Source organism: Campylobacter sp. IFREMER_LSEM_CL2101 (assembly GCF_025771825.1).
GTDB lineage: Bacteria > Campylobacterota > Campylobacteria > Campylobacterales > Campylobacteraceae > Campylobacter_D > Campylobacter_D lari_C.
On sequence record NZ_JAKMQZ010000012.1, the window covers coordinates 17,219 to 42,856 of the forward strand.

General features: G+C 30.6%; 22 protein-coding genes and 1 pseudogene. 1 reads left to right on the forward strand and 22 read right to left on the reverse strand.

All coding sequences use genetic code 11. The annotated features are described in order from the left end of the window. The 19 genes and pseudogenes from L8V88_RS07120 to ileS all read right to left on the reverse strand — a co-directional run bounded on the left by L8V88_RS07120 (window position 1) and on the right by ileS (window position 19,418). Window positions 1–615, reverse strand: a complete 615-nt coding sequence (locus L8V88_RS07120) for a thiamine phosphate synthase (RefSeq protein ID WP_263727371.1) — start codon at window positions 613–615, stop codon at window positions 1–3. After that, window positions 605–1,738, reverse strand: a complete 1,134-nt coding sequence (gene thiH, locus L8V88_RS07125; protein ID WP_263727372.1) for a 2-iminoacetate synthase ThiH — start codon at window positions 1,736–1,738, stop codon at window positions 605–607. The genes L8V88_RS07120 and thiH overlap by 11 nt, the downstream gene beginning before the upstream one ends. A gap of 1 nt (window position 1,739) precedes the next feature. Next, window positions 1,740–2,498, reverse strand: a complete 759-nt coding sequence (locus L8V88_RS07130; protein ID WP_263723915.1) for a thiazole synthase — start codon at window positions 2,496–2,498, stop codon at window positions 1,740–1,742. Further along, complete coding sequence (gene thiF / locus L8V88_RS07135; RefSeq protein ID WP_263727373.1) at window positions 2,498–3,298, reverse strand: thiamine biosynthesis protein ThiF; 801 nt, start codon at window positions 3,296–3,298, stop codon at window positions 2,498–2,500. Before thiF ends, L8V88_RS07130 begins: the two co-directional genes overlap by 1 nt. Next, complete coding sequence (gene thiS, locus L8V88_RS07140) at window positions 3,295–3,486, reverse strand: sulfur carrier protein ThiS (protein WP_066006795.1); 192 nt, start codon at window positions 3,484–3,486, stop codon at window positions 3,295–3,297. The genes thiF and thiS overlap by 4 nt, the downstream gene beginning before the upstream one ends. Window positions 3,487–3,517: 31 nt before the next feature. Then, entirely contained in the window at window positions 3,518–4,297 is a 780-nt protein-coding gene (locus L8V88_RS07145) for a CAAX protease (protein ID WP_263727374.1), read from the reverse strand. Window positions 4,298–4,410: 113 nt separating this feature from the next. Beyond that, entirely contained in the window at window positions 4,411–5,511 is a 1,101-nt protein-coding gene (gene dapE, locus L8V88_RS07150; RefSeq protein WP_263727375.1) for a succinyl-diaminopimelate desuccinylase, read from the reverse strand. Window positions 5,512–5,514: 3 nt separating this feature from the next. After that, window positions 5,515–6,108 carry a LysE family transporter gene (locus tag L8V88_RS07155; RefSeq protein ID WP_214100547.1) on the reverse strand — a complete coding sequence of 198 codons (594 nt, stop codon included), beginning with the start codon at window positions 6,106–6,108 and terminating at the stop codon, window positions 5,515–5,517. Between the two features lie 9 nt (window positions 6,109–6,117). After that, a pseudogene (locus L8V88_RS07160) lies at window positions 6,118–6,801 on the reverse strand (SIR2 family NAD-dependent protein deacylase); the annotation flags it as partial. Window positions 6,802–6,846: 45 nt separating this feature from the next. Then, window positions 6,847–9,045 (reverse strand): endonuclease MutS2, encoded by a 2,199-nt coding sequence (locus tag L8V88_RS07165; protein WP_263727376.1) that lies wholly within the window; start codon window positions 9,043–9,045, stop codon window positions 6,847–6,849. Further along, window positions 9,045–9,392: a hypothetical protein gene (locus L8V88_RS07170; RefSeq protein ID WP_263727377.1), complete on the reverse strand. Its 348-nt coding sequence runs from the start codon at window positions 9,390–9,392 to the stop codon at window positions 9,045–9,047. Before L8V88_RS07170 ends, L8V88_RS07165 begins: the two co-directional genes overlap by 1 nt. Then, window positions 9,385–10,677, reverse strand: a complete 1,293-nt coding sequence (gene murC, locus L8V88_RS07175; RefSeq protein WP_263727378.1) for a UDP-N-acetylmuramate--L-alanine ligase — start codon at window positions 10,675–10,677, stop codon at window positions 9,385–9,387. Before murC ends, L8V88_RS07170 begins: the two co-directional genes overlap by 8 nt. Before the next feature lie 88 nt (window positions 10,678–10,765). Beyond that, entirely contained in the window at window positions 10,766–12,505 is a 1,740-nt protein-coding gene (locus L8V88_RS07180) for an LTA synthase family protein (RefSeq protein WP_263727379.1), read from the reverse strand. Further along, complete coding sequence (locus L8V88_RS07185) at window positions 12,480–12,737, reverse strand: hypothetical protein (RefSeq protein WP_220567308.1); 258 nt, start codon at window positions 12,735–12,737, stop codon at window positions 12,480–12,482. Before L8V88_RS07185 ends, L8V88_RS07180 begins: the two co-directional genes overlap by 26 nt. Before the next feature lie 35 nt (window positions 12,738–12,772). Next, a complete protein-coding gene (locus L8V88_RS07190) occupies window positions 12,773–13,561 on the reverse strand; it encodes a carbon-nitrogen hydrolase family protein (protein ID WP_263727380.1) in 789 nt (262 codons plus the stop codon). Beyond that, window positions 13,554–13,727: an exodeoxyribonuclease VII small subunit gene (gene xseB, locus L8V88_RS07195; protein ID WP_039618888.1), complete on the reverse strand. Its 174-nt coding sequence runs from the start codon at window positions 13,725–13,727 to the stop codon at window positions 13,554–13,556. The genes L8V88_RS07190 and xseB overlap by 8 nt, the downstream gene beginning before the upstream one ends. Continuing rightward, window positions 13,727–15,178: an IMP dehydrogenase gene (gene guaB, locus L8V88_RS07200; protein WP_039618890.1), complete on the reverse strand. Its 1,452-nt coding sequence runs from the start codon at window positions 15,176–15,178 to the stop codon at window positions 13,727–13,729. Before guaB ends, xseB begins: the two co-directional genes overlap by 1 nt. A gap of 10 nt (window positions 15,179–15,188) precedes the next feature. Beyond that, the gene (gatA, locus tag L8V88_RS07205; RefSeq protein ID WP_263727381.1) at window positions 15,189–16,553 is read right to left on the reverse strand and encodes an Asp-tRNA(Asn)/Glu-tRNA(Gln) amidotransferase subunit GatA; all 1,365 of its coding nucleotides are present in this window, start codon (window positions 16,551–16,553) and stop codon (window positions 15,189–15,191) included. A gap of 99 nt (window positions 16,554–16,652) precedes the next feature. Then, window positions 16,653–19,418 (reverse strand): isoleucine--tRNA ligase, encoded by a 2,766-nt coding sequence (ileS, locus tag L8V88_RS07210; protein ID WP_263727382.1) that lies wholly within the window; start codon window positions 19,416–19,418, stop codon window positions 16,653–16,655. Window positions 19,419–19,518: 100 nt separating this feature from the next. Between ileS and L8V88_RS07215 the strand changes: the two genes are divergently transcribed. Beyond that, a complete protein-coding gene (locus tag L8V88_RS07215) occupies window positions 19,519–20,610 on the forward strand; it encodes a CinA family protein (RefSeq protein ID WP_263727383.1) in 1,092 nt (363 codons plus the stop codon). An 18-nt stretch (window positions 20,611–20,628) separates the two neighbouring features. Here L8V88_RS07215 and L8V88_RS07220 read toward each other — a convergent pair whose 3' ends face one another. From L8V88_RS07220 to L8V88_RS07230, 3 genes are all read right to left on the reverse strand, one after another. Beyond that, window positions 20,629–22,443, reverse strand: coding sequence for a ShlB/FhaC/HecB family hemolysin secretion/activation protein (locus L8V88_RS07220; RefSeq protein WP_263727384.1), 1,815 nt, complete (start codon window positions 22,441–22,443; stop codon window positions 20,629–20,631). 145 nt (window positions 22,444–22,588) lie between these two features. Continuing rightward, a complete protein-coding gene (locus tag L8V88_RS07225; protein ID WP_263727385.1) occupies window positions 22,589–22,804 on the reverse strand; it encodes a hypothetical protein in 216 nt (71 codons plus the stop codon). A gap of 104 nt (window positions 22,805–22,908) precedes the next feature. Further along, window positions 22,909–25,638 (reverse strand): filamentous hemagglutinin N-terminal domain-containing protein (locus L8V88_RS07230; protein ID WP_263727386.1); only part of this gene is annotated, 2,730 nt, incomplete at its 5' end.

Genomic DNA, 25,638 nt, shown 5'->3' on the forward strand with positions numbered 1-25,638 from the left:
TTAGTCCTTTTGGACTAAAAGATCTTTACATCTTAAAATATATTTTTTTACATTTTCGCTTTTATACAAAGCTTCTCTTATGCACACACCTGCCAAATTTAAATCTTTTAAGTGGTTTATAGTTTGAGTATTTATACCACCTATGGCATAAATGGGTATTTTTGAAACTTTTAACAAATCATTTAAATTTTTTATACCCTTTGGTGTTAAATCAGCCTTACAAGAACTTTCAAATACATGCCCAAAAAAAGCATGACTTACTTTAAGCTTATAAGCCAAATCTAATTCTTCTTTAGAATGGATGGAAGTACCCAAAAGCTCAAATTTTTTATAGCTTTGTGGGTATTTTTGTAAAACAAATAAAGGAGCGTGAAAAAATTGATGATTTAATTTCAAACAAGCTTCATAATAATAATGCAAAAAGCAAATCTTTTGAGTTTTATTAAAAATTTTTAATACTTCTTTGGCTAATTTAGTATATTCTAACTCATCTAAATGTTTTTCTCTAAGCACTAAAGCATCAATACTACTTTGGCTTAGTTTTTCAATAAAATTTAAAAAATCTCCTTGGGTATTTTGACTATCACTAATAGCAATGATTTTTTTATCCCACATAAATACTATCGCTCATTATAGCTTGTAAATTTGCATTTTTTAACATAGCTAAAACCTCATCAACACTACGCATATCACTAATTTGAAACTGATCATCACCTTTTTTATCGCCTTGATGCTCACCTACCCCCACGCTCACACCTGCACTCATTTTAGTAGCTCCAAGTTTAATAACCCCATCTCTAAACCCTGCTCTTTCACGCGTAGAAATAGTAATGCTAGCAAAAGGCAAAAACAATCTATAAGCACATAAAACCTGTAAAAGTCTTGTTTCGCTTACATCTTTTGGATGAATTTTTTTATTATTGATAATAGGTCTTAATCTAGGGATAGATAAAGCTATTTCAGCATGAGGGTATTTTTGCTGTAAAATATACGCATGCAAAGCCGTAGCAAAAGCATCTTTTCTAAAATCATCTATACCAAGTAAAGCTCCAAAAGCAACCCCTCTCATACCCGCTTTTAATGCTCGCTCTTGCGCATGAAAACGATACTCAAATACACTTTTTTCACCTTCAATATGAATTTTAGAATAAGTTTTTTGATTATAAGTTTCTTGATAAACACTTACATATTCACAACCCTTTTCATGAAGCAATGCATATTCATCAACATTCATAGGATAAACTTCAATCCCAACGACCTTAAAATACTCTTTTGCTATCTCACAAGCTTTGGCAAGATATTCTACACTAGCATATTCCCTGCCCTCACCTGTTAAGAGTAAAATTTCTTCCAAACCACTTTTTTTAATTTCTTGCATTTCTTTGTAAATTTCAGCCTCATTTAACTTAGCTCTTTTAATATTATTTCCTTTTTGAAATCCACAATAAGTACATTTGCTATTGCAAAAATTAGAAAGATATAAAGGTGTAAAAAGCGAAATGGAATTTCCAAAATATTTTTGAGTAATCTTGCTTGATTTTTGTGCTAAATCTTCTATAAAATCTTCTGCTGTGCTTGAAAGCAAAGCTTTTAAATCATCTAAGTTAAGATAATCTTTAGCTAAAGCTTGTTTTACATCAAAAGCGCTAAATTTACTTTCATCAAAATTTTCAACTTCTTTTAAAACCTTAGTTAAAATTTCACTTTCAATACTTTGCATATGAGGATATTTTTGCATTTTAATCTCTTAAAAAACCACTCAAAGGCGAGCTTGCACTTGGCATGCTTTCATTTGCTATGCCTGCTAAATACGCATTATGTCCTGCCTCTATAGCCAAAGCAAAAGCCTTTGCCATTTTTGCTACATCTTTAGCTTGAGCTATGGCAGTATTTGCCATCACTGCACTTACTCCCATTTGCATGGCTTCGCAAGCTTGTGCGGGATTTCCTATGCCTGCATCAACTATAATAGGCAAGCTAATTTCGTTAAGCAAAATTTGTATAAATTCTTTAGTTTTTAAGCCTTTATTACTTCCTATAGGTGCTCCAAGAGGCATTATAGCAGCAGCTCCCACACTAGCCATAGCACGTGCTGCATATAAATCAGGATACATATAAACCAAAGGCGTAAAACCCTCATTTGCTAAAAGTTCCACTGCTTTTATACTTTCATAATTATCCGGTAATAAATATTTACTATCGCTAATTACTTCAACCTTAATCATATCTCCACAGCCAAGCTCTCTTGCAAGTCTTGCTATACGCAATGCCTCATTGGCATTTCTTGCACCTGAAGTATTTGGTAAAAGCTTAATGTGCTTTGGGATAAAATCAAGTATATTTTCTATGCCTTTATCATTTACCCTACGCAAAGCTAAGGTAATAATCTCAACTTTTGCTTCTTCAATGGCTGATTTTATAAGCTCAAAAGAAAATTTCCCAGAACCTAGAATAAACCTAGAATTAAATTCATATTTTCCTATTTTTAATTTTTCCATTACTCACTCGCTAAAAGTTCTAAAACTAAATTTGCTTGATGTCCTGCGCAAATATTTACACGCGGTGCCATAAGTCCATTGCCTACTTTTGCCTCATTTTTTAAATCACCGCAAACATAAAAGTTTTTTGCGATTTTTCTTGTTTGTATGCTGTTGCTATCGCCATATCCTGCTAAACCAGAAGCACAAATTAATGTTTTTTGAGGATAGTGTTGGTGAAAATTTTGCGCTAAAAGGGCTTTGTATTTTGCACTGTCAAAGGCTTCACAAACCATATCATCATTTATAAAAAGTTCAGCCATATTTTCTTTTTCTATTTTTAAAACTTGTGCAAATACTTCTATAAAAGGATTAATCTTACTAATTTGATCTTTTAAAGCTTCAGCCTTAAATTTACCCAAATCTTCCACCATGTAAGCTTGGCGGTTAAGGTTACTTGGCTCCACTACATCAAAATCAATCAAATGAAGCCTACCAACCCCACTTCTTGCTAAATTTATAGCTATATGCGAGCCAAGCCCACCAAGCCCACACACTGCTACACTTGCCTTTTTAAGTTTATCATGAAGCTTTGGAGTATGTCTTGCCCTCATCATCGCATCAAGAGCTTCATATGGGGGTAAAGTATTTTTTTCTATACAAAAAAGTTCATCATTTTCTTTTAGCTCCAAACTTTCTTTTGTCGCAAAACCATTGACTATCCACACATCATTTTCATTTTTACTCACATTTTGAAAAAATTCCAAAGTGTTTTTAAAATGTGTGTCTATCACACTACCATTAAATTTAATTCTCATCAACCACCACCCACAAAAGTAACAATCTCTACTTTATCATTTTCTTTCAAAATTAAATTTTCAAATTTATCCCTTGGGATAATTTCTCCGTTTAATTCTAAGGCGATAAATTCTATTTTTAATTGCTTTTCTTTAACATAATCCATAAATCTAAGCTCTTTTAACTCAAGCTTTTGTCCATTGATAATCATTTAAAACCTTTATTTATTTTACTTAAAATACTTACTCGCTTGCATTATTATAATTAAATCTTAAAATAATAGCTTCTTTTACCTCTCCAATATCAATAGCATCTTCTAAATTATAACCAAGTCTCAAAAGTAAAATTTCCAAATCTTTTTTAAATTTTATTTTTGTAGGTTTATTATGATAGGTTTCATTTCTAGCTTTTCTTATTTGACTTAGTTTTGTCTTAAGATGTTCTTTGGTGCCAAAACTTGGTAAGACTTGATTTTTATATATTTTTTTATCTTTAAATATATAAGCAAATTCACTCCAATGATCTATCAATATCTCTTCTAAATCAATCAAACAAAAATCATCAAAAATTTGCCAAGTGCTATTATATTCATCTATTTTTCGACATCTCTTTTTAACTTTTTTTAAAAGATTTTTCAAAGCAGGATTAAAAACTTCTTCACTAGATTTAAACCAATCATCATCTAACTTATTATACAAATTTGCTATTTTTACTGCTAAAGTACTTCTTAGAGCATTTTCATAACATTGTAAAAGTAAAAAATTTGCTTGATGATTTTTGCGTCTTTTGGAATAAATTTTCATAATTAGCTTAAACAAATCTTCGCATTTTTGATTTTTTTCTAAAATCTTTTGTGCTTCTTTGCAAGCTCCCCACAAATATCCAAAATGCAAAACATTGATCCCTTTTATCATTCTAAATTTAAAATCACATTTTAATTTAAAATTGATAAATAGCTTTTCTATTTTTTCATAGCTACTTACATCAAGCTCAAAAGACATTTTACTTCCTATTAATTCCATTTTAAAAAATTAATGATATAATTTTAGAAGTTTAGAGGGCTAACTTGCCGGTAGCTGCAAGGTACTCTTAAATGAGAGGCTACTCTAAATTCCTATTATATCCATGTTTTTTCCTAGTTAAAATTCTCTAATAAATCTTTAAAAACTAAATACAATTTTTCAAGCTCTTCTATACTCACTCTTTCATCAATAGCATGAATTCTATCATTACACACGCCAAATTCTACTACTTTCACACCAAACTCAGCAAAATATCTTGCATCGCTTGTGCCACCTTTGGTGTTAAGTTCTGGCACTATTTGGGTAATTTTTTGTACGCTCTCATTTAGTTTTTGTACAATTTTAGAATCACTTTGTGTTAAAAAAGGCTTTGAACTTTGATTCAAACACAACTCATAATCAAGCCCTTCGCAAGTCTTTTCTACATAAGCTTTTACATCTTCTAAGCTAGTTTGTGGAGAATTTCTTACATTAAACATCAATTTTAAATCATTTGGGGTTACATTGCACACTTCCATACCACCGCGTATATCAGTAATGACAATTTTAGATGGTGCAAATACCTCATCACCTGGATCAAGATCAAATCCTGCTAAAAATTTCAAAGCCGAAGCAAAATTATGCACAGGATTAATGCATTTTTGCGGGTATGCTACATGGCCTTGCTTACCTTTGATGAGTAATTTTGCATTGATAGAGCCACGACGCCCTATTTTAATACTATCTCCAAATTTTTTATCACAAGTTGGCTCAGCAACCACAGCAAAATCAGGTAGCATATCTTTTTCTTGCATAAATTTAAGCACTTCAAGCGTGCCAAATTTAGCCTCGCCTTCTTCATCACTTGTTAAAATCAGCGAAATTCTTCCTTTAAAATTTTCTACTTCCTTAACCGCACACATAAAAGCAGCCACGCCACTTTTCATATCTTGTGCACCTCTTACATAAATAAACCCATCTTTTTCTAAAGGCTCAAAAGGATCGCTACTCCAACCCTCTCCTGCAGGCACTACATCCACATGCCCGCCAAAAGCCAAATGCTCGCCATCATCACTAAATTTTTTAGTCAGCAAAAGATTTTTCACACCTTCTTTTTCTATAAAAAAAGCTTCAAAATCACTTAACTCCACTGCGATATAATTTAACGCTCCATCATCATCTGGGGTGATGGATTTAAATTTGCTCAATTCTTTAAAAATTTCAACTACTTGCATGTTTTATCCTATAAAAGCTTTATACAGCATAGAAAGAGCAAAATACTCTAAAATAAATGCTGAAAAAAGATTGATATAAAATATATGTTTGTTTTTTACAAGGGCTTTAAATTTAGACACAAAAAACGATAAAGTAAAAATCCAAAACACAATAAAACCCACCAAACCAAAAAGCAAGGCAAAAGAGTTTTTACTCTGCATGCTAAGTCCTGCTACACTCACCCAAAAACCTATAACATAAGGATTTGTAACATTTAAAAAAAATCCTTTACTAAAACCTTTTAAAGGATGAGTTTTATTTATTTTATTAAGATCGACTTTTCTTGTTTTTCTTAGCATTAAAAACACCATAAAACTCAAAAAGAAAAAGCCAAAAACTGCTAGTATTTTATAAAAAAATTCATTATTTGCAAAGCTTAAAAGCCCAAGATTAATCAAAATCAAAAAAAGTATATCAGCACTTAAAGCACCAAGCCCAACGCAAAAAGCATTTTTAAAAGAAGATAAAGCAGTATTTAAGATCAAAATATTCACAGGCCCAAAAGGCACAGACACACCCATACCTAAAACTATACCTTGTAAGATTACTTCTAGCATTTTGCTTCCAAGAAATTTTTCTATATCAATTTTGATTTTATCAATAGCCGTGCAAACATCTTCTATATAAACTTTAGTAAAATTACTTTCTAAATATTTATCCTCATCAAGATTATTTAATATACTTTGCTTACATACTCTTGCATACTCTCCCACCGGTAAAACCTGCCCGCTTGTACCTATACATACAAATAAATCACAATTTTGCAATTTTTCATATAAAATTTTATAATTTGGCGCCATTTCTTCAAACATCACGATATTGTGCCTTACACTTTTGCTTTGACATTTAGGACAAATTTTATCATCACTACTTTCATAGCCTATGTTAAAAATATTTTCACACTCTAAACACCTAAGTTCAGGTAAAAAACCATGCAAATGCACCACTTCTTCACAACCTGCTCGCTCTAACAAATCATCTACATTTTGTGTTAAAATGCTAATTTGTTTTGGAAATTTTTGTTTTAATAAAGCGATGATTTTATGTGCATGGTTTGGCTTGACACCAGCTAGTTCTTTTCTTCTTTTATTATAAAATTCCAAAACTTTTTTAGGATTTTTTCTAAAGCCAGTTGCTGAGCAAACTTCCATCACATCATGTTCTTCCCATAATCCACCACTAGCTCTAAAAGTCTTTATACCACTTGGAGCGGATAAACCTGCTCCACTTAAAATCATCACTTGTTTCATTTAATAAACCTCATTATTATTTTAAAGGTTTTACTATAATTTTACTTAAAGCTTAACCACCTTAGCACCAAAACCACCTTGATTAATCGGAGCATCATTAAAGCTTTTTACACTTTTGTGAGCTTTTAAAAACTCTTTTACCGCAAAAGCTAATTTTCCTGTACCTATACCATGATAAACTATCACCTCATCAAAACCCACTATCAAGGCATCAGAGATAAATTTATCTAATCTTTCAAGTGCCTCATCACTTCTTAAGCCGTGTAAATCTAAAGTCATATTTAAAGCACTTGGACGGGTTATATTAACACTTGATTTTACCTTTTGCGTTGGGGTTTGATTACTTTTTTTAAGAAGCTTTAAAGGCACACGCAAACTTAAACCATCGCTTTGAATCATCGCATCATTTTTTGAAATTGCAGTGATTTTACCTTTGATTTTTTCATATTTTACAAAATCCCCAACTCTAAGTTCTTCATTTTGCTCCATACTTGGTAAAACAATGCTTTTTTTAAGTTCATTGGCTTTGTTTAAACTTCTTTGTTTTTCTTTAATGTCTTTTAGATTTATTGTTTTTTTAGCTTCTTCTATGGCTTTGTGATATTTAAATTCTAAATTAGAAATAAGCTTTTTAAATTCTTGCTCATTTTTTTCTTTTTGATCTTTAAGTGAAAGTAAAATTTCATCTACCTTAGCTTCTTTTTTCTCAAGCTCTTCATTTTTCTTGCGTAAAGAAAGTTCAAGATTGATATTTTTACTTACCATTTCTTCTAAATTTTCTTTATCTTCTCCATATAGCTTTTTAGCATTTTGCACTAAATTTGCACTTATGCCATATCTTAAAGCTGTTTCAAATGCATAAGATTTACCTATGGTGCCTTTTAAAAACTCATATTTTGGGCGTGATAATTCCTCATCATACAAAGCAGCGATGAGTTCTACTTGTGAATTTTTCGCCAAAAGCATAGCAAGGCGTTTGTGGTGAGTTGTGATGATGATTTTATTATCTTGCTCTAAAAGCTTAGAAATAAGCTCAGTATATAAACACGCAGCTTCTTCAAAATCTGTCCCAAGCTCTATCTCATCAACCCCTAATAAAACATTTTTCTTACCCAAAAGCTTAGAAAAATGCAACATTCTTCCTGCAAAAGTAGAAATATCATTTTTTACATTTTGTGGATCTTCTAAAATCGCATCAAATTCTTTGAAATTTCCTATTTGGCTTTTTTGTGCGTTAATTTTCATAGGAAGCAAATGCTTTGCAAGTAAAGCTGCACTTAAAATTCCTTTTAAAAGCATAGATTTACCACCTGCATTTACACCTGTGATGATTAAAACTTTTTTATTAAACTCTATATTAACACTTTTTGCATTTTTTAAAGCCGGATGTGCAAAGTTATATAAGCTTAAATTATTAGAACTATCAGCTAAAACAAACTCATAATCATGTTTTTTAGCCATCAAAACTCTAGCACTATAATGATCAAATAAATCAAAAGCATTATTGATAAATTTCAAAAACATCAAATTTTTATAAAAAATCAAACTGATTTTTTTAGCATACTCATAAAAAATTTCTTCTTTGGCATCTTTGATTTCATCTATTTGACTTTGGATTTTTTCTACACTTAAAGGCACCACATAAAATCCACCGCCGCTACTTCTACCTATGATTTTTGCTTTTAAGACATGATTAAACCCGCCACGTAAAAGCAAAGTTTCCATACCATTGATAAGATGAATTTGCGTATCAATTAAATAAGCGCTAAGATTTTTAGTATAGGTAAGTTTTTTAAACTCACCCACCAAGCTTTCTTTTTTCATTTTTAGAGCTAAATTTAGATTAACAAGTCTTTCATCAACACTTTCTTTAATCTCACCCTTTTCATCAAAATACTCAAAAAGCTCTAAAATAGTTTGTGGAATTTCTATTTTTAAAAGCCATTCTTTTAAACTTTCTTCAAATTTTAAATCCTTTAAGTATCTAAAATACATACAGATTTTAATAAATTCAAAACTTTGACTTAAATGTAAAATTCCTTGCTTGCTAAGATGAGTTAAAGCACTATTTAACTCTTCTATCATAGGTGGAGGATTAAAATCAATCAGCGAAAGCTCATTGATCCTTTTATAATGAAGCTTGCTATCACCTTGTAAAAAAATTTCTTTATCTCTTGCAAAAAGTCCCCTAAAGTCTTCTATATAGCCATCTAAATCTAGCTTTTTAAAAAATTGCTCTTGCATTATTTATCTACCTTGCAATCTTTTATATCAAAAACATAGGCTTTAAATTGTTTATTTTTACCATTTGAAATAAAACTTTGCGTTCCATGCTCAAAGTTAAAATACTCTTTAGTGATATTAACATCTTTGCAAATTAGACTTTGTCCTTGTAAAAATGCATTGAGTGTTTCTTTTTTTAAAACACCACTTCTTGTAGCACTTAGCTCAAATTTAATCGCAAAAGCAATCATTAAAATCAACACTAAAATCAAAAGATAATTACTAATCTTGCCTATTTTTTTACGCAAAAAAATGAAAAAAAGCAAAATCGCAAAAAAAGCTAAGATATATAAAAAAATCTTAAACATACTTTCCCCTAAGCTTTGTGCTTATATCTCCCGCACCAAAGCCAATTACCAAACCATTTTCAATCAACTCATCATCAAGATAAATAGCGCTTTCTTCTCTTTTAATTTCTTTTATAAATTTAGCTTTTGGAAAGTATTTTTGCATATTAATTTCTATTTTAGCTTCCCCTGCTGCATACACAGGTAAAATATAAAGCTCATCAACATTTGCTAAAACCTCGCTAAAATACTCTATATTTGCGCTTAAACGTGTATAACGATGAGGCTCAAAAATAGCTATGATTTTTTCATATCCAGCTAGCCTTGCATACTCACTTGCTGCTTTAAGTGTTGTTTTGATTTCTGTTGGATGGTGTCCATAATCATCAATCAAAGCCATATTTTCATTTGCAAATAAAATATCAAATCTTTTTTTAATCCCTTGATATTTTAAAAGCTTAGTTTTTAGCTCTTCTATATTTATAAATTCACTCGCAGCCAAAATAGCTAAAGCAGCGTCCATCGCTACATGCTCACCCATACCAAAAACACTAAATTCGCCTAAATCTTTAAGTGTAAAATAGGTTTTTGGCTTAAAATTTTCTACTTTCATGTAAATATTAGCGATATCTTTACTTGGATAAAGCTTTTTTGCATTATTTAAATTTAAACTTGATAAAAACTCATCTTCAGCATTAATCACTTGAATTTTAGACAAACGCAAAAAGTCTTCATAAGCTTTGTGTAATCTTGCAAGATCGTTTCCATAATGATCTAAATGTTCTGCTTCAACATTAGTCACTATAGCTAAATAAGGATTTGAGTTCAAAAAAGAACTGTCACTCTCATCAGCTTCAAAGATGAGATTTTCGCTTTCTTTATAAAGCATATTAGTGCCACTTTCTTTTAGCACCGCACCAATAATCACAGAAGCTTCTATCAAGCTTGCTAAAATGCTTGAAGTTGTACTTTTACCATGAGCTCCCGCAACTGCAAAAACTCTTTTGTCTTTTAAAATCATAGGCAAGGCTTCTTTTCTTGAAAGTGTTGTGATGTTTTGTTTTTTTGCGCTGATTAATTCTTCATTGTCTTCTTTGATAGCAGCTGAATACACCACTAAATCCACATCTTTAACATTGTCTTTATGATGAGGAATTTTTATATCTATACCTTCTTTTTCTAATTCTTTTGTGATTTTACTTTCTTTGATATCAGAACCACTAATCTTAAAGCCTTGTTCTTTTAAAAATCTCGCCAAAGCTGAAATTCCAATACCACCTATACCTATAAAATGAATTTTTTGCATTCTTGCCTCAAATTTTTTGAAAATTTAAGGCAAAATTCTATCATTTATTTACTAAAAATAAAATATAAAAAGCCCTTAGAGATAAAATCTAATCACTATCATTTGATGTTTTGAGATTGACTAGTCTATAATTTAATTGCTTTTGAAACAACTCTTTATAATTTTTTGAAAATTTTTTATGATATAAATCTAGCTCAAAAGCTTTATTTGTATCTTTTATACTAGTATTATTTTCAAAATAATAACCATTATCTCCACTATACACTCCATTTTGATCAATCCAAACAAGCTCATTAAAACCAAATTCTAACTTTTCATTTTTTATAGGTGCTAACATATTTCTTCCTCCTAAACTTAAATATTTTGTATTGCTAAGAGTAAGACTATAAAGTGTTGGAAAAATATCCTTATGCGAACCTACACGATTTTTATCATAATAAATATCATTTTTTAAATACTTTGGAATATATAAATAAAAAGGCACACTACAAGCAAAAGCTTTTTGGGATTTAATATCCATCTTAATATCTCTAAATCTATGATCACCCGTAGCAGCAACAATAATATTTTCCCTAAAACTACTTTCTTTTATGCGATCTAAAAATTTTCCAAATTCATCATTTGCATACGCATAAGCATTTAAAGCACCTATAGAATCACTGATAATAAATTGATTTAATATCTTTTCATCTAAAGCATTCTCATCAATAAGTTGTGTTTTGCTTTTGTGTATATAAGGTCTATGAGTAGAAATACTAAGAGAAATAACTAGCGTAGGATTTTTAGCATTTTCAAATATTGAATATATTTTTTTATACATAAACTCATCAGCTGTACCGTATTTGTGTTTTGTTTTTTTAGCTTGTGGAAAATCTTGCATCAGTGTATTTTCATCTATGATTTCATCTACACCTTGATTTTTAAAATAATTTCCAAGATTATACCAAGAAGCATTACCACTATAAACAAAAACTATTTTATACCCTGCATTTTTATAAATTTGCAAAGGCGTAAAGGCTAATTTTTCTTTTTGATACAATCCATTTGAAATAATATTTGGACTTAAAAAAACCAAACGATTAAAACTTTCTATGGTGTTGTTTGCACTGGATAAAAATCTAGTAAAAATAACATCTTGCTCAATATGTTTTTTTAAATTTCCCAAAAGATTAATTTTTTCAGTGCTAAACTCAGCTAAATTTAAACCAAAACTTTCCATGATGTTAATATAAATATGATTTTTAGCATGATTTTGATGTGCTAAAGTAGTATCAAATATAGGAAAAAGCTTTTCTTCTAGTTGATTAAGCTGTTTTATATCTACGCTTTTAAATTCTTGTTGATTTTTATACTCTTTATATGCCCATGAAAAAGCCATTAAAGGATTTGTGGAAATTTCATTAAAAGCTTTTATAGTGCTAAATTCATAACTTGAAGCTCTTAGTGCATTATAGGTAAAATGCCCTCTTAATGCCACAACATAAGCATAAATTAGTAAAATGTTTAATAAAACAAAAAATACTAGCTTTACCTTAATAGTCTCTAATTTTAAGCTAAGAATTTTAATATTAAGATAAAAACAAAATATACTAAAAATTACAGCTAATAACAATGCTTTTATAATGGGATAATCAGAAAAAACTATAGATAATATCGCCTTAGTATTATCATCTTTTAAACCAAAAATAAAAATATCAATTTTGCTTGCATAAAGTTGAAAGTAATAATAATGTATAAACGCAGAAATTAAAACAACAAAAGCTATAAAAGCTACATAAAAACTAGAAAGATAAATATAAAATTTAGCGATTACCCCCCCCCGTAGCATGATATTTTCTATCCTTAAAAACCAAACTTATATAAGAAAATAAACCACACAAAAATAAAGGTAAAAAAATAGCACTAAAGGTTCTCATATCATGACCTAGTCCATATACATATACCATTAAGCTATTTTCACTTTCATTAGTTAAATTTTTTATCATCAAAAACCTAACTAAAGCAAAAATTCCCATAAAAATAAAACTAAAAGAAAGAATTTGTAATAAAATTTTTCTCATTATATTCCTTTAATAATATTCTCTTGTTAAAAAGATTATTCTTCATAATTTTTCACAAGCTTATCAAAACCCCATAAATTTCTAGCTTCATTTGCTTTACTAACTTCTACCACAAGCATTTCTTCTTGATCGCCAAGTTGCTCTTGCACTTCGCCAAAAGCATTAATAAAAAAGCTATCTCCATAAAATTTCCACTCATTTTCTTGCTTTAAATTACCTATACGATTAACCCTTAAAATACTTGTTGAGTTTAAAAAGGCTCTTGTTTTTAAAAGTTCTAGCCATCTTTGATTACTTTCAAAAGTACTAGCCGTAGGAATGATGACTAAGTCTATCTTTTTTTTCATGATCATTTGCCAAAAGATATCAAAATGTGCTTCAAAGCCAAAAAGCAAAGCACATTTTAAGCCCTCATGTGTGAAAGTAAAAAGTTTAAGCTTATCAGTTTTTTTATTGTTAAAAAATTTTTCTTCATTCCAGTGTGCATAAGGCATTAAAATTTGTTGTTCATATACTTTTATATTTTGCGGGCCTACTTTTAAGCATAATTTTTTTAAGCCATCATTTTCAACACTTATGAAAGGCGCAATGATGTTTAAATCATATTTTTTAGCAAGTTTTATCAAGCTTGCTTTTTTGCTTTGACTTTGTTCTTTGATCATACTTTTTGGCATAGTTTTTAGCTCACTAAAAAAGCTATTTAAAACATACTCACCCAAAACCACCAAATTTGCACCACTTTCCTTAGCAGCTTTTAGATAATAATCAAGCCTTGATTCACTCAAAGCTAAAGTGGGAAATTGTAAAGCTACAACACTACTCATCTACTTGCTCGATTTCTAATTTAGCATTTTCAAGCATAGTTCTTGCTTGTTTGATACTTTTTAAACCATCTTTATAAATTTCCACACAAGTTTTAAGGTCTAAATCTTTATCGTTAAGTTTTTCCAAAGAAAGTTCGGCTTGTTTGATGTGATCTTCAAATTCCATTAATTACTTACCTTATAATTTGGTGCTTCAGCAGTGATAGTTACATCATGCACATGGCTTTCTTTTAACCCTGCTGCGGTGATTTCTACAAATTCAGCTCTTTCTTGGAAAGCTTTGATATCTACTGCACCTACATAACCCATAGAAGATCTAAGCCCACCTAAAAGTTGATGCACTACACTTTTTATACTTCCTACATAAGGCACCCTACCTTCAATTCCCTCAGGTACAAGTTTATCTTGAGCTGTACCTTCTTGGAAGTATCTATCTGAACTTCCTTTTTGCATAGCACCTAAGCTTCCCATACCACGATAACTCTTATATTGTCTTCCTTGGTAAGTAAATAACTCACCTGGACTCTCATCAGTTCCTGCTAAAAGTGAACCTATCATCACACTACTTGCACCTGCTGCAATAGCTTTTGCGATATCGCCTGAATATTTTATACCCCCATCAGCAATTACTGGCACGCCGTATTTACTTGCTTCTATCGCACATTCATCTATAGCTGAAATTTGAGGCACACCCACACCTGAAACAATACGCGTAGTACAAATACTACCAGGTCCTATACCTATCTTAATAGCATCCGCACCTGCCTCACATAAATCTTTAACCGCTTTTGCACTTGCAACATTTCCTACTATCACATCTACATTAAACTCAGCTTTAATCGCTTTTAATGTATCAATAATCCCTTTAGAATGCCCATGCGCACTATCCATTACTATAACATCAACTTCAGCTTCCACTAAAGCCTTTACACGATCAAGCTGACCCACACCCACAGCTGCAGCCACTCTTAATCTTCCATAGGCATCTTTATTTGAATTTGGATATTCTTTACGCTTTTTTAAATCTTTTATAGTGATTAAGCCTTCTAAGTGATTATTTTCATCTACAATAGGAAGTTTTTCTACCTTATTAGTAGAGAAAATCCTTTCTGCATCATCTAAAGTAGAGCCTTTTTTAGCAGTGATTAAAGGCATTTTTGTCATTACATTTTCTACTAAATTATCAAAGTTAGTTTCAAATCTTAAATCGCGATTAGTTAAAATTCCTATTAGAGTTTTATTCTCATCTACCACAGGAACGCCTGAAATTCTATATTCAGCCATGAGTTCTAGCGCTTCTTTAACACTTGCTTTAGGCCCTATATAAATAGGATCCATAATCACGCCACTTTCACTTTTTTTAACTCTTTTTATCTCTCTAACTTGTGAAGCTATGTCCATATTTTTATGGATTACCCCTATGCCACCAAGTCTTGCCATCATGATAGCGGCTCTATGCTCAGTAACTGTATCCATAGCAGCTGAAATTAAAGGCATATTTAAAGTGATATTTTTTGTAAGCCTTGTTTTGATATCTACTTCTTTAGGTAAAACCTCAGAATATTGAGGAACTAGCAAAACATCTTCAAAAGTCAAAGCGCGTTTGATGATTTTCATAATTTTTCCTTTATTTGTTTTTGATAATTTCTTCCAAGCTTAAAGCACCATCTAACAAAGTTTGCTCATCATAAGCTTTACATATAAGCTGAGCAGAGATATTAAGTCCATTTTCATTTTTTCCTACAGGTACACTAATACCACCAAGTCCTGCTAAATTCACTGAAATAGTAAATACATCTTCTAAATACATTTGCACCGGAGTTTTTATATCGTTAAAACCAAAAGCAACACTTGGAGCAACTGGCATAAAAATCAAATCACAATCATTTAAAATTTCTTCATATTTTTGCTTGATAAATCTTCTAGCCTTTTGTGCTTTGATATAGTATGCATCATAATACCCACTACTTAAAACAAAGGTTCCTAGCAAAATTCTTCTTTTTACTTCTTCTCCAAAGCCCTCGCTTCTACTATTTACATACATTTGGCTAAGATTGTCACATTTTTCACTTCTTCTACCATATCTTACGCCATCATAACGGCTTAAATTTGCACTTGCTTCAGCCGCTGCTATGATATAATAAGCCGCAACATCAAATGTAGAATCCATTAAGTCTTTATATACAATCTCATGGCCATTTGCTTTTAACATATCTATGGTTTTTAATAAAGCTTGTTTTACATCATCATTAGTTTGCTCTACATAGTTTTTAATCACAGCTATTTTTAGCTTTTTATTTGCATTTAGTTTTGGCGCGGTTGGTTCAAAAGCTATGTTTGCACTTGTGCTATCTTTTTCATCATAACCTGCAATAGCATCATATAAAATCGCAGCATCTTCAACATTTTGCGTTAAAACTCCGATTTGATCAAGGCTTGAAGAATACGCTGCTAAACCATACCTACTAACTCTTCCATAACTTGGCTTAAACCCAACACAACCACAAAATGCAGCAGGCTGTCTTACCGAACCACCTGTATCTGAACCCAAACTTGCCAAAGCTATCCCCGCAGCAACTGCAGTAGCACTCCCTCCACTACTTCCACCTGGGACTTTAGTATTATCAAGCGGGTTTAAAGTCTTACCATAAAAAGAAGTCGCACTCGTACTTCCCATAGCAAACTCATCCATATTACATCTTCCAAATGGAGCAAAATTATTTTTGCGTAAATTTACAATAGCACTTGCATCATAAGGAGCTACATAGCCTTGTAAAATTTTAGAACCACAAGTTAACTCCCAATCTTTTACACTAATATTATCTTTTATAGCTACTGGCACACCTGCACCTGAAGTGTTTAAGTCTTTATTTAAAAACTGCTCCACATAAGCACCCAAATGCTTTTGCTGATGTGCTTTTTCATTTAATTCTTTTTTTAGATTTTCTAATTCTTCATTTGAAAATTTCAAAGCTTCTTTTAAAGTTACCATTATTTATCCTTAAATTTTTTAACCAAATAAAACAAAAAAAGCGTGATAAATAAAAAGCTCAATAAAGTAATCACTACCACGCTAAAAGGTAAAGCTTGCTCAAACATTTTTTGCTTTTTCCACACTATTACATCTTGGACATAAGCATTCTTCTTCTTTTGCTAAAAACTTCCAACATCTTGGGCACTTGTGTAACGAAGAACGCACGATTTTAAAACTATGATCATCTATTTTAAACTCACTCAAAGCTTCTTTATCATCTAAGCTTTCTACTGAGCTTACCATAAACCAATCAGCTACTTCTTCAATATCTTCACTCAAAAGCTCATTTGCACTTGTTTGTAAACTTAACTCTAGAGTTGATTTGATGATTTTGTCTTTTTTTAATACATCTACAAGCTCAAAGAATTTTTCTCTTGATTTTATAAATAATTCATCCTCGATTTTATACTCATAATCAAAGCCATTTTTTAATACCAAATCAAACACATCTTTAGCATTTTCTTTAATAGCCACATTTGCATGCTCTAAAGCTTCATCTATGGTGTAAGTTAAACTTGGAGCTAAAAGCGCAAAAAGTTTTCTAGCTATTAACACCATGGCACTTTGCGCACTTACTCTCTTTGTGTCATCTTTTGCATTACAATACAATCTGTCTTTGCACACATCTAAATAAATTCCACTTAAATCCGCACTTAAGAAATTTAAAAGCACACTAAAGCCTTTTGCAAATTCATATTTTTCAAAAGCAGCTTCACATGCTTCAAAAGCAACTTTCGCACGCATTAAAATCCACTTATCTAAAAGTGTGAAATTTTTTGTTTCTAAAAATTCCATATCATTAGTATTTGCAAGTAAAAATCTTATAGTATTTCTTATCTTTCTATACTGCTCACTTACTTGTTTTAAGATATTGTCTGAAATTTTTAAGTCCGTTGAATAATCACTAAGCATTATCCAAAGTCTTAAAATTTCTACCCCATAATTTTTAGCTACATTTTGAGGTAAGATCACATTACCCTTAGATTTACTCATTTTTTGACCCTTTTCATCTACGGTAAAGCCATGAGTAAGTATGTTTTTATATGGGGTTTTGTGATTGATCGCAGTGGAGATTAAAAGCGAGCTTTGAAACCACCCACGGTGCTGGTCACTTCCTTCAAGATACATTGAAGCTTGATATTCCCCTGCATCATATCTTGCTGAGTTTAACACTGCTTCCCAAGTACTACCACTATCAAACCAAACATCTAAAATATCATAAACTTTTTCTAAATTATTTGGATCATATTTGCTATTTGGCGGTAATAAATCTTTTATTTCTAAATCCCACCACGCATCAGCTCCATTTGCTTCAAAAATTCCCACCAAATGATCTAAAACATCATCATCAAAAATCACTTCTTTGGTGCTTTTATCTCTAAAAAACGCTATAGGCACACCCCAATCTCTTTGTCTTGATATACACCAATCAGGGCGATTTTCTATCATAGAACTAAGTCTTTTTACCCCACTTTCTGGGTAAAATTTCACATTATTTAACTGCTCTAGCGCTAGCTCTCTTAAAGATTTTCCATCTAACTTTTTCTCATCCATTAAGATAAACCATTGTTTTGTAGCTCTATAAATAACCGGTTTATGTGTTCTCCAACAAAATGGATAAGAATGTATAAATTTAGAACTCTCAAGCAAAGCTTCGCCAAGCAATTCTAAAATACGCTCATTTGCTTTAAAAATATGAAGTCCTATAAACTCATTTAGCAAATGTTCTGGTAAAAGTCCTTTAGCTCTTAGCGTTTCATCATAACACCCACCATCATCTACAGGCATAATCACTTCAATGCCATATTTTAAGCACACATAATAATCATCCTCACCATGTCCTGGTGCAGTATGCACAAGCCCTGTACCACCTTCCATTAAAACATGATCGCCTAAAATAAGAGTAGATTTTCTTTGATTGAGTGGATTAATAGCACTTAAATTTTCAAATTCAGAACCTAAAAGTTCTTTTTGAATTTTTCCTTGAGTGAAGTTTTTATTAATCATATTTTCAAGCAAGGCTTTAGCAAAAATATAACCTTCTTCAGTGATAACATATTTTTCATTTGGATTTAAAGATATAGCTTGATTTGCCGGTAAAGTCCAAGGCGTGGTAGTCCAAATGACTGCTTTAGCTTTTTTTACACCTAGCTTTTCAAGGGAAGTTTTATCAAGCTCAAAAGCTACAAAAATAGAATAATCTTCTTTATCTTCATACTCTACTTCAGCTTCTGCTAATGCACTCTTAGCAGCCCAACTCCAAAAAACAGGCTTACTTCTTTCTAGCAAAAGTCCTTTTTTAGCGATTTTACATAAAGCTTTGTAAATATCTGCCTCAAAAGCATTTTTCATAGTCAAGTATGGCTCATCCCAACCAGCAATCACACCCAAAGACTTAAATTCATCTCTTTGGATATTTACAAATTCTCTCGCATGCTCTCTGCAAAACTCACGAATTTCTTTTTTGCTTAAACTTTGCTTTTTATCTTTAAGTTTAACTTCAACTTGCTGTTCTATCGGTAAACCATGACAATCCCAACCAGGAGTAAAACGCACTTTTTTACCTTGAAAATAATGCATTTTGATGATGATATCTTTTAAAATTTTATTTAAAGCATGGCCAATATGCAAATGTCCATTAGCATAAGGAGGGCCATCATGTAAAGTAAAGCTCTCGCTTATTCCTTGTCTTTTTTGTTTCATTTTTTCATAAGCATAGTTGTTTTCAAACCACTTGCTAAAACGCTTAGGCTCAAGCTCTGCTAAATTTGCACGCATTGCAAAAGTCGTATTTGGAAGCAATAGCGTATCTTTATAATCCATATAATCCACCTTGAAAAATTTAAAAATAGTAAATTCTACTTAAAATACTTTTAATTTGCACTTATTTTTTTGTTATAATCGCAAGAAAAAAAGGAAAATCATGAAACATCTTATCATCATTATAGGTAGTGAAATTATTATTAATGAAAATTATATGCATTATATACAAGAAGAATACAAAAAGCAGTTTTTAGAACTTCATGAACTAAAATTTATAAACAAACCTGACAAAGAACTTCCTTTTTTACTTGAAAAACTTTCTAAAGAATATAACTATATAACCATTTTTAGCATTAGCGAATACTATACAACCATAGCTAAAATCATAGCAACCTTAAATGATGATGTTTTAATCTTAGAAAATGATACTTTAGTACCTTCAAAAGCTTTGCGTGAAAAAAATTCCTTTTTAAGTTCTTTTGAAAAATGCCATATTAATTTATTAAATATAAATATAGAGCAAAAATTGCCTATGATTTTACAAAATCCTGAACTTGACTATGCGTATTTTTGTCTTTTGGATATAGATGAAATGAGCGCAAATATCTTACTTAGCACGCTTACTACTTCTTTTGAAATTCAAACTAGCTCAAGTGCATTATTAGATAATCTCATTTGTATTAGAGCAAGCGCTAGTCAGTATGGAAAACTAGAGGGCTTTTTAAAAGGAGTTTTTAAACTTTTTACGGGAAAAGTATTTTTAGGAAATGATCCTATTAAATTTATAGCTAAAAAACTTTTAGAAAAAAACTTAAAAATTTCCTTTGCAGAAAGTTGCACCGCAGGACTTTGTGCTTCAAAATTTGCTGAAAATTCAGGAATTTCTAGTGTATTTGAGGGTTCTTTGATCACTTATTCTAATCGTTTAAAAAATTCTTGGCTTGGGGTGAGTAATGATACCTTAGAAAGTGTTGGGGAATACTCTGATCGTTGTATTTATTTTATGCTAAAAGGGGTTTTTAAAACCACAAATTGTGATTTTGCCTTAGCGCTTAGTGGGGTAGCTGGAGAAGAAAATGATAAAAACACCAAAGCAGGCACCATCTACATAGGAGCTATGTATAAAGATGGAACCTTTTTACAAGAATGCATTCACATACAAGGCAATAGAAATTACACAAGAGAACAAGCTAGTTTGGCTGCATATTGTTTAATGCTTAGATTAAAACCTGAAATTTTCTTTGGGGTTTAATTATAAAAGTGGTGTATTTTAAAAATACACCCCACCACTTAAATATAATTTCATTCTATGTTCATCATCGTATTTGTATTGATGTAATGCTCTAGCTGCATCAAGTTTTATATAATACTCATTAGCTTTATTATAAAGTATTTGTAAGCCTACTGCATCTAAAAAATGCTCATCTGCTAATCTACTTCCTGAAGCTTTTTCATACCAAGCATAACCTACATCATAAAAAGGAGTAAAATAAAAATTAGTATTTGGTATATTTATTCTTATACCAAAGTTAGCTACTATGGTATTATCTCCATCACCCTCTCCATTATCATAAGCTCTTACTCCATAAGCTCCACCTAAAGATGAACTCTCAGAAGAATCTAATTCAAAATTTCCTAATACCTTTTGATAGTTTATATTTAAAGTATGAGTAATGTATTCATTAATACTATAATAATTATTCAAACTAGCATTGAGTTTTCTAAACCAGCCAAAGCCTTTGCCTCCACTTTTAGAGGTATCTCCAAATATAGTAGTACCATCATCATATACTTTACCTATACTTATCTTAGCACTATAACTTAAGGTATTATTCTCAAAGCCTCTAAATAAACCTTCTAAACCCATACTACCTACATTAGAACTTTTATCAAAGGTTAAAAGATCTAAGGTTACATCACTAAGTATTTTATGATAAATACTTGAAGTAAAGTATAAAGATGAATTAGTATTAATCCATACAGGATAAGAAAAGTCTATACCAAAATTTCTAGAAGTACCACTAAAACCTAAGCCTTCATAATCTCCACCTAAAGAATAAGAGCCTTGAGATATGCTTGGAGTAATTTTTAAATTTCCTAAAAAGAAAGTATAACTTGCCCCATAGTTGATTTGCTTTTCATTGCTTGATTGTAAGTAAAAATTATAATAATCTCCCATATTAAATATAGAATTAAATCCCATACTAATACCAGCTCTAATATCCCCTGCACTTTTAATACCATAATTATCACTATATAATAATACATTAGCCTTAGTATCAGGAACTACTTCTATAACTATATCAGTTTCTCCTACATTCTCTCCTGCTTGTAAACCTGCTAGGGTTTGAATGCCATACATTTCATTGACTTTATATACACTATCTTCTATTAATTTAGTAGAGATGATTTTACCTTTGATTCTTTCATTAAGCTTACTTTCTATAAAATAATCTTTTATATTAGTTTTATTCTTTACTATATACTTACCTAATGTTCCTAAGGCTATGTTTATTTGCACACTATCTTCAAATTCTTGTTGGGGTACATAAGCTGTTGCAGCAGGATAGCCATTAACTTGGAAATAATAAGCAATGATATTAGATATATCTTGTAAATCTTGTAAGCTAAATTTTCTAGTACTAAACTCACTAATGAGTATTTGTAAATCCTCTTCTTTAATACCTAGCTTTTCAAAGCTAGTGTTTTCATTAGTGATAACAAATTTATATTTGGTTATTACTTGTTTAGTGGTGGTAGTATTAGTTTGATTACTTGAGTTAATAGAGTTAGTGTTAGAACTATTAGTGGTTTGATTGTTAGTTTCATCATTAGTTTCATTTTCTTGATTGAGTTTTTCTTTTAATTCTTTCTTTTTTTCTTCAAAGTCTTTTTTAGCTTCTTGACTTTTTTTATAATCATCTTTGGTTTTTAGATTTTCTTTGATAGCTTTGTTTTGAGGGAGGTTTCTATCAGGGGATAATTCTATAACCTTTTCTATATCATTTTTAGCTATGGTAATACTTCCATTATTAGCATAAACTAAAGAGCTAAGTGCTATAGTGCTAAGTAAAAGTTTTTTCATACTTATTTTTTCCTTTTAGTGATGTATTTTAAAATCATGGGTTTTATTTTTATATCTATTATTGATGAATCAAAATATTATTTAATATGAGTATTTATTAATATACTCATTATATACACACTAGGATAAATCCTAGTGTTGTTGTTTACATACCTGCTACACATGGATTCATAGTTTTATAGTTATCACTAACTATGCAGGTTTTATTTTTTTGAGCTAAAGAGGTTTCATCTATCTCTTTTTTCTCATCATCATCATCTAAAGCATTATCACCTATTAAATTAAGCGAAGCTGTTTGTTCAAATGCAGGCAAATCTCCACCTTGAGAATTGTCTATATCAGGAAGTTCAGGTTTAACCAAATCTATTTTAGCAATATCATCAAATTTAGTAAAACTAAATTTTGTATAAGCTAAACCTTTATTTTCATCTGTAATATAATTAGCAATTTTTTCAACATTATTATTTAATTCACTGATATCATTTGATAAATCATTATAATCATTATAAGCATTAAGCCAGTTATCAAAAGCTTGAGTGAATTTAGATCATTATAACTCAATTTTCCTTTATTAACTAAATCTAATAATCTATTAAATTCAGCTTCTGCTTTTTTATAAGCTTGCTCTTTATCTTTAAAGACTTGTTCTAGTTCTTTGTGTTTATTATATTGCTCTAAAAGATAATCTTTATTTTTATCTAAATATGAGATTAAACCCAAAGTATTACTAACATTTGGTTTTATAGTGCCATCATAAATAGTTTTAGCTTGCTCACTTAATCTACCATCAAAATTATGCTCTTGATAGTTTAGTAAAAAGCTAATACTTTGAGCCATACTTAAAGCTTTATCACCATCTATACCTAAATGTGTTTTTATAACAGCCTTAATCTCATTTTCACTAGAATCTTTATCTAATCCTTTAAAAGCATTGATTAAACTAACTAGATTTTTAATATCTATGGTATATTTTTCATTTCTTATTTCATTAATAATACTTGCAATAATACCACCATACAAATCATCACTATCTAAGATAACATCAGGATTGCTCGGATCTGTAGGATCTGTAGGATCTGTAGGGTTGGTTGGTTTAGATGGTTTTTCTATAGTATTTGCTTTAGATAAAAAGTCTTTATATGCATCACTTTGAGTAGAATCGTTATAAGTGTGAATGTTTATTTTATCTGAAACATAATCATTTTTATTAAAATCATTCCAAAAAGATTGATCGGCAGTTGCATTAGCTAAATCGTTTATATGGTGATAAATGTGGATATTGTCAACTTTTATATTATCTATGTGTCCAGCAAATTTACCAACTTTATTATTTGAATTAATTTCTACTCTAGGATTAAAAAATATATAAATATCTGAAAAATAAACACCATTTTCAACTAACCCTGCAAATCCTCCAGATGATCCTTTTTTAAATATTCTATCAGAACTACTTGTGCTATTAATTTTACTTATATTGTTTAAAGATATATTCTTAAACACTCCTCCTGCTTCATCATACATTGTTGTAGTAATATACCCTGCAAATCCTCCAGAATAAGCCTCATTACTTTTACTATTAATACTTGTAATATCACCCACAGAGATATTTGAAATAGCATTGTCTCTCTCTAGATAGATTGAGCCTGCAAATCCACCAGAGTGACTAAGGCTATCATAATTTATATCACCATTACTATTAATACTTGCAATATCACTCACAGAGATATTTGAAATAGCATTATCTCTCCCTAGAGAGATTGAGCCTGCAAATCCACCAGAATATGATTTATGACCATTACTACTAATATTTCCAATATTACTTATAGAAATATCTGAAATATTTGATAAAATAAAATAATCTCCCAAAGATATTGAGCCTGCAAATCCACCAGAACGACTAAAGCCAATATTACTATAGTTGATAAAACTACTAATATTTCCAATATTACTTATAGAAACACTTGAAATATCTCCATAAGATATTGAGCCTGCAAATCCACCTGTTTTTGCATTAAAACCTTTGTTTTCAATGTTTTTTATATTATTTATAAATATATTTTTTGCAGTTGAGCCATAATAATTACCCGCAAAACCACCAGCATTAACTCCATCAATATATTCTGCGGGTTCGTCAACAGAGTAATTGCCATTGATAGTAATATTATTTATGTTATTTATAGATATATTAGAGAATTTTACATTGTTACCTCCTTCAGTATCTGTAGCTCCTATAAATCCTCCAATATTATAACGTCCATCTGAATTAATATCAACTTTTATTCCACCACCCATATAATCTACATTGATATTGCGAAAAATTGCACCAGATTCTGCACCTCCAAATATACCTACAAGTTGAGAGTAGTATTTAACTTCATCGAATGTTATATCTATATTAATATTTTTAAGTGTGTAACCTTGTCCATCAAATATTTTATTAAAACTATTTTCATAACCAACTATCATACTAGTACACCCTAATCCATCTATGCAATAATTTGCATAATTCTGCCAATCTTTACCTTCTGTTCCTTGTCCTTTATTACCACTAAAATCAATATTCCCTACCAATCTAAACTCATCTATTTCTCTAACACCTAAATTTTCATTCCAACCTTTAGCAAAGTGCCACCATTCTATAGCATTTTTCTTTTCATCCCCCATATTACCTATAGTTAACGCTTTTTTAAAATTAGAGCTTCCTGTATGAGTTGTGCCACTAGAATCTGTATAGTTGACTACATTTATATTTGCATTATTTCCAAATTTATAGCCATCATTTGCAAAATTTATCATTTGTCTTTGTATGTAACCACCTTCTGTGGCTGTTACATTTATGGTAGAATTTAAATTTGCACTATCTGCGTCTATATACACATTTTTTCCCACTAAATGTGTAGTTGAGTTTTTATTCCCTAATTTACCACCTTGTATGTCTACCTTATTCCCTATAAGTAATACATCATTAGCATTAATATTACCCATATTTACAACATTACCTGCTTTGTGTGGTTTAAACACCGGTGAAAAAGCTGCAGCTTGTTCTTGTGTAGATTTAGCAAATTTCCACATATCCCCATCACTCATCGACGAAGTCGAAGCCACAAAGCGATTAGCATTGATAGTTCCTGTTTTAGTAATGATTACCCCATTAGGATTAATTAAAAATACATTATTACCACCTGCATTTAATAA

Coding starts and splice junctions, on each gene's coding strand:
- L8V88_RS07155 (WP_214100547.1), bottom strand. CDS start 6,108: ATGCTAGAAGTAATCTTACAAGGTATAGTTTTAGGTATGGGTGTGTCT.
- guaB (WP_039618890.1), bottom strand. CDS start 15,178: ATGAAAATCATCAAACGCGCTTTGACTTTTGAAGATGTTTTGCTAGTT.
- L8V88_RS07215 (WP_263727383.1), top strand. CDS start 19,519: ATGAAACATCTTATCATCATTATAGGTAGTGAAATTATTATTAATGAA.
- L8V88_RS07190 (WP_263727380.1), bottom strand. CDS start 13,561: ATGAGTAGTGTTGTAGCTTTACAATTTCCCACTTTAGCTTTGAGTGAA.
- ileS (WP_263727382.1), bottom strand. CDS start 19,418: ATGGATTATAAAGATACGCTATTGCTTCCAAATACGACTTTTGCAATG.
- L8V88_RS07220 (WP_263727384.1), bottom strand. CDS start 22,443: ATGAAAAAACTTTTACTTAGCACTATAGCACTTAGCTCTTTAGTTTAT.
- L8V88_RS07165 (WP_263727376.1), bottom strand. CDS start 9,045: ATGCAAGAGCAATTTTTTAAAAAGCTAGATTTAGATGGCTATATAGAA.
- dapE (WP_263727375.1), bottom strand. CDS start 5,511: ATGCAAGTAGTTGAAATTTTTAAAGAATTGAGCAAATTTAAATCCATC.
- thiS (WP_066006795.1), bottom strand. CDS start 3,486: ATGATTATCAATGGACAAAAGCTTGAGTTAAAAGAGCTTAGATTTATG.
- murC (WP_263727378.1), bottom strand. CDS start 10,677: ATGCAAAAAATTCATTTTATAGGTATAGGTGGTATTGGAATTTCAGCT.
- L8V88_RS07145 (WP_263727374.1), bottom strand. CDS start 4,297: ATGGAATTAATAGGAAGTAAAATGTCTTTTGAGCTTGATGTAAGTAGC.
- xseB (WP_039618888.1), bottom strand. CDS start 13,727: ATGGAATTTGAAGATCACATCAAACAAGCCGAACTTTCTTTGGAAAAA.
- L8V88_RS07170 (WP_263727377.1), bottom strand. CDS start 9,392: ATGTTTAAGATTTTTTTATATATCTTAGCTTTTTTTGCGATTTTGCTT.
- L8V88_RS07180 (WP_263727379.1), bottom strand. CDS start 12,505: ATGCTACGGGGGGGGGTAATCGCTAAATTTTATATTTATCTTTCTAGT.
- gatA (WP_263727381.1), bottom strand. CDS start 16,553: ATGGTAACTTTAAAAGAAGCTTTGAAATTTTCAAATGAAGAATTAGAA.
- thiH (WP_263727372.1), bottom strand. CDS start 1,738: ATGCAAAAATATCCTCATATGCAAAGTATTGAAAGTGAAATTTTAACT.
- L8V88_RS07185 (WP_220567308.1), bottom strand. CDS start 12,737: ATGAGAAAAATTTTATTACAAATTCTTTCTTTTAGTTTTATTTTTATG.
- L8V88_RS07120 (WP_263727371.1), bottom strand. CDS start 615: ATGTGGGATAAAAAAATCATTGCTATTAGTGATAGTCAAAATACCCAA.
- L8V88_RS07130 (WP_263723915.1), bottom strand. CDS start 2,498: ATGGAAAAATTAAAAATAGGAAAATATGAATTTAATTCTAGGTTTATT.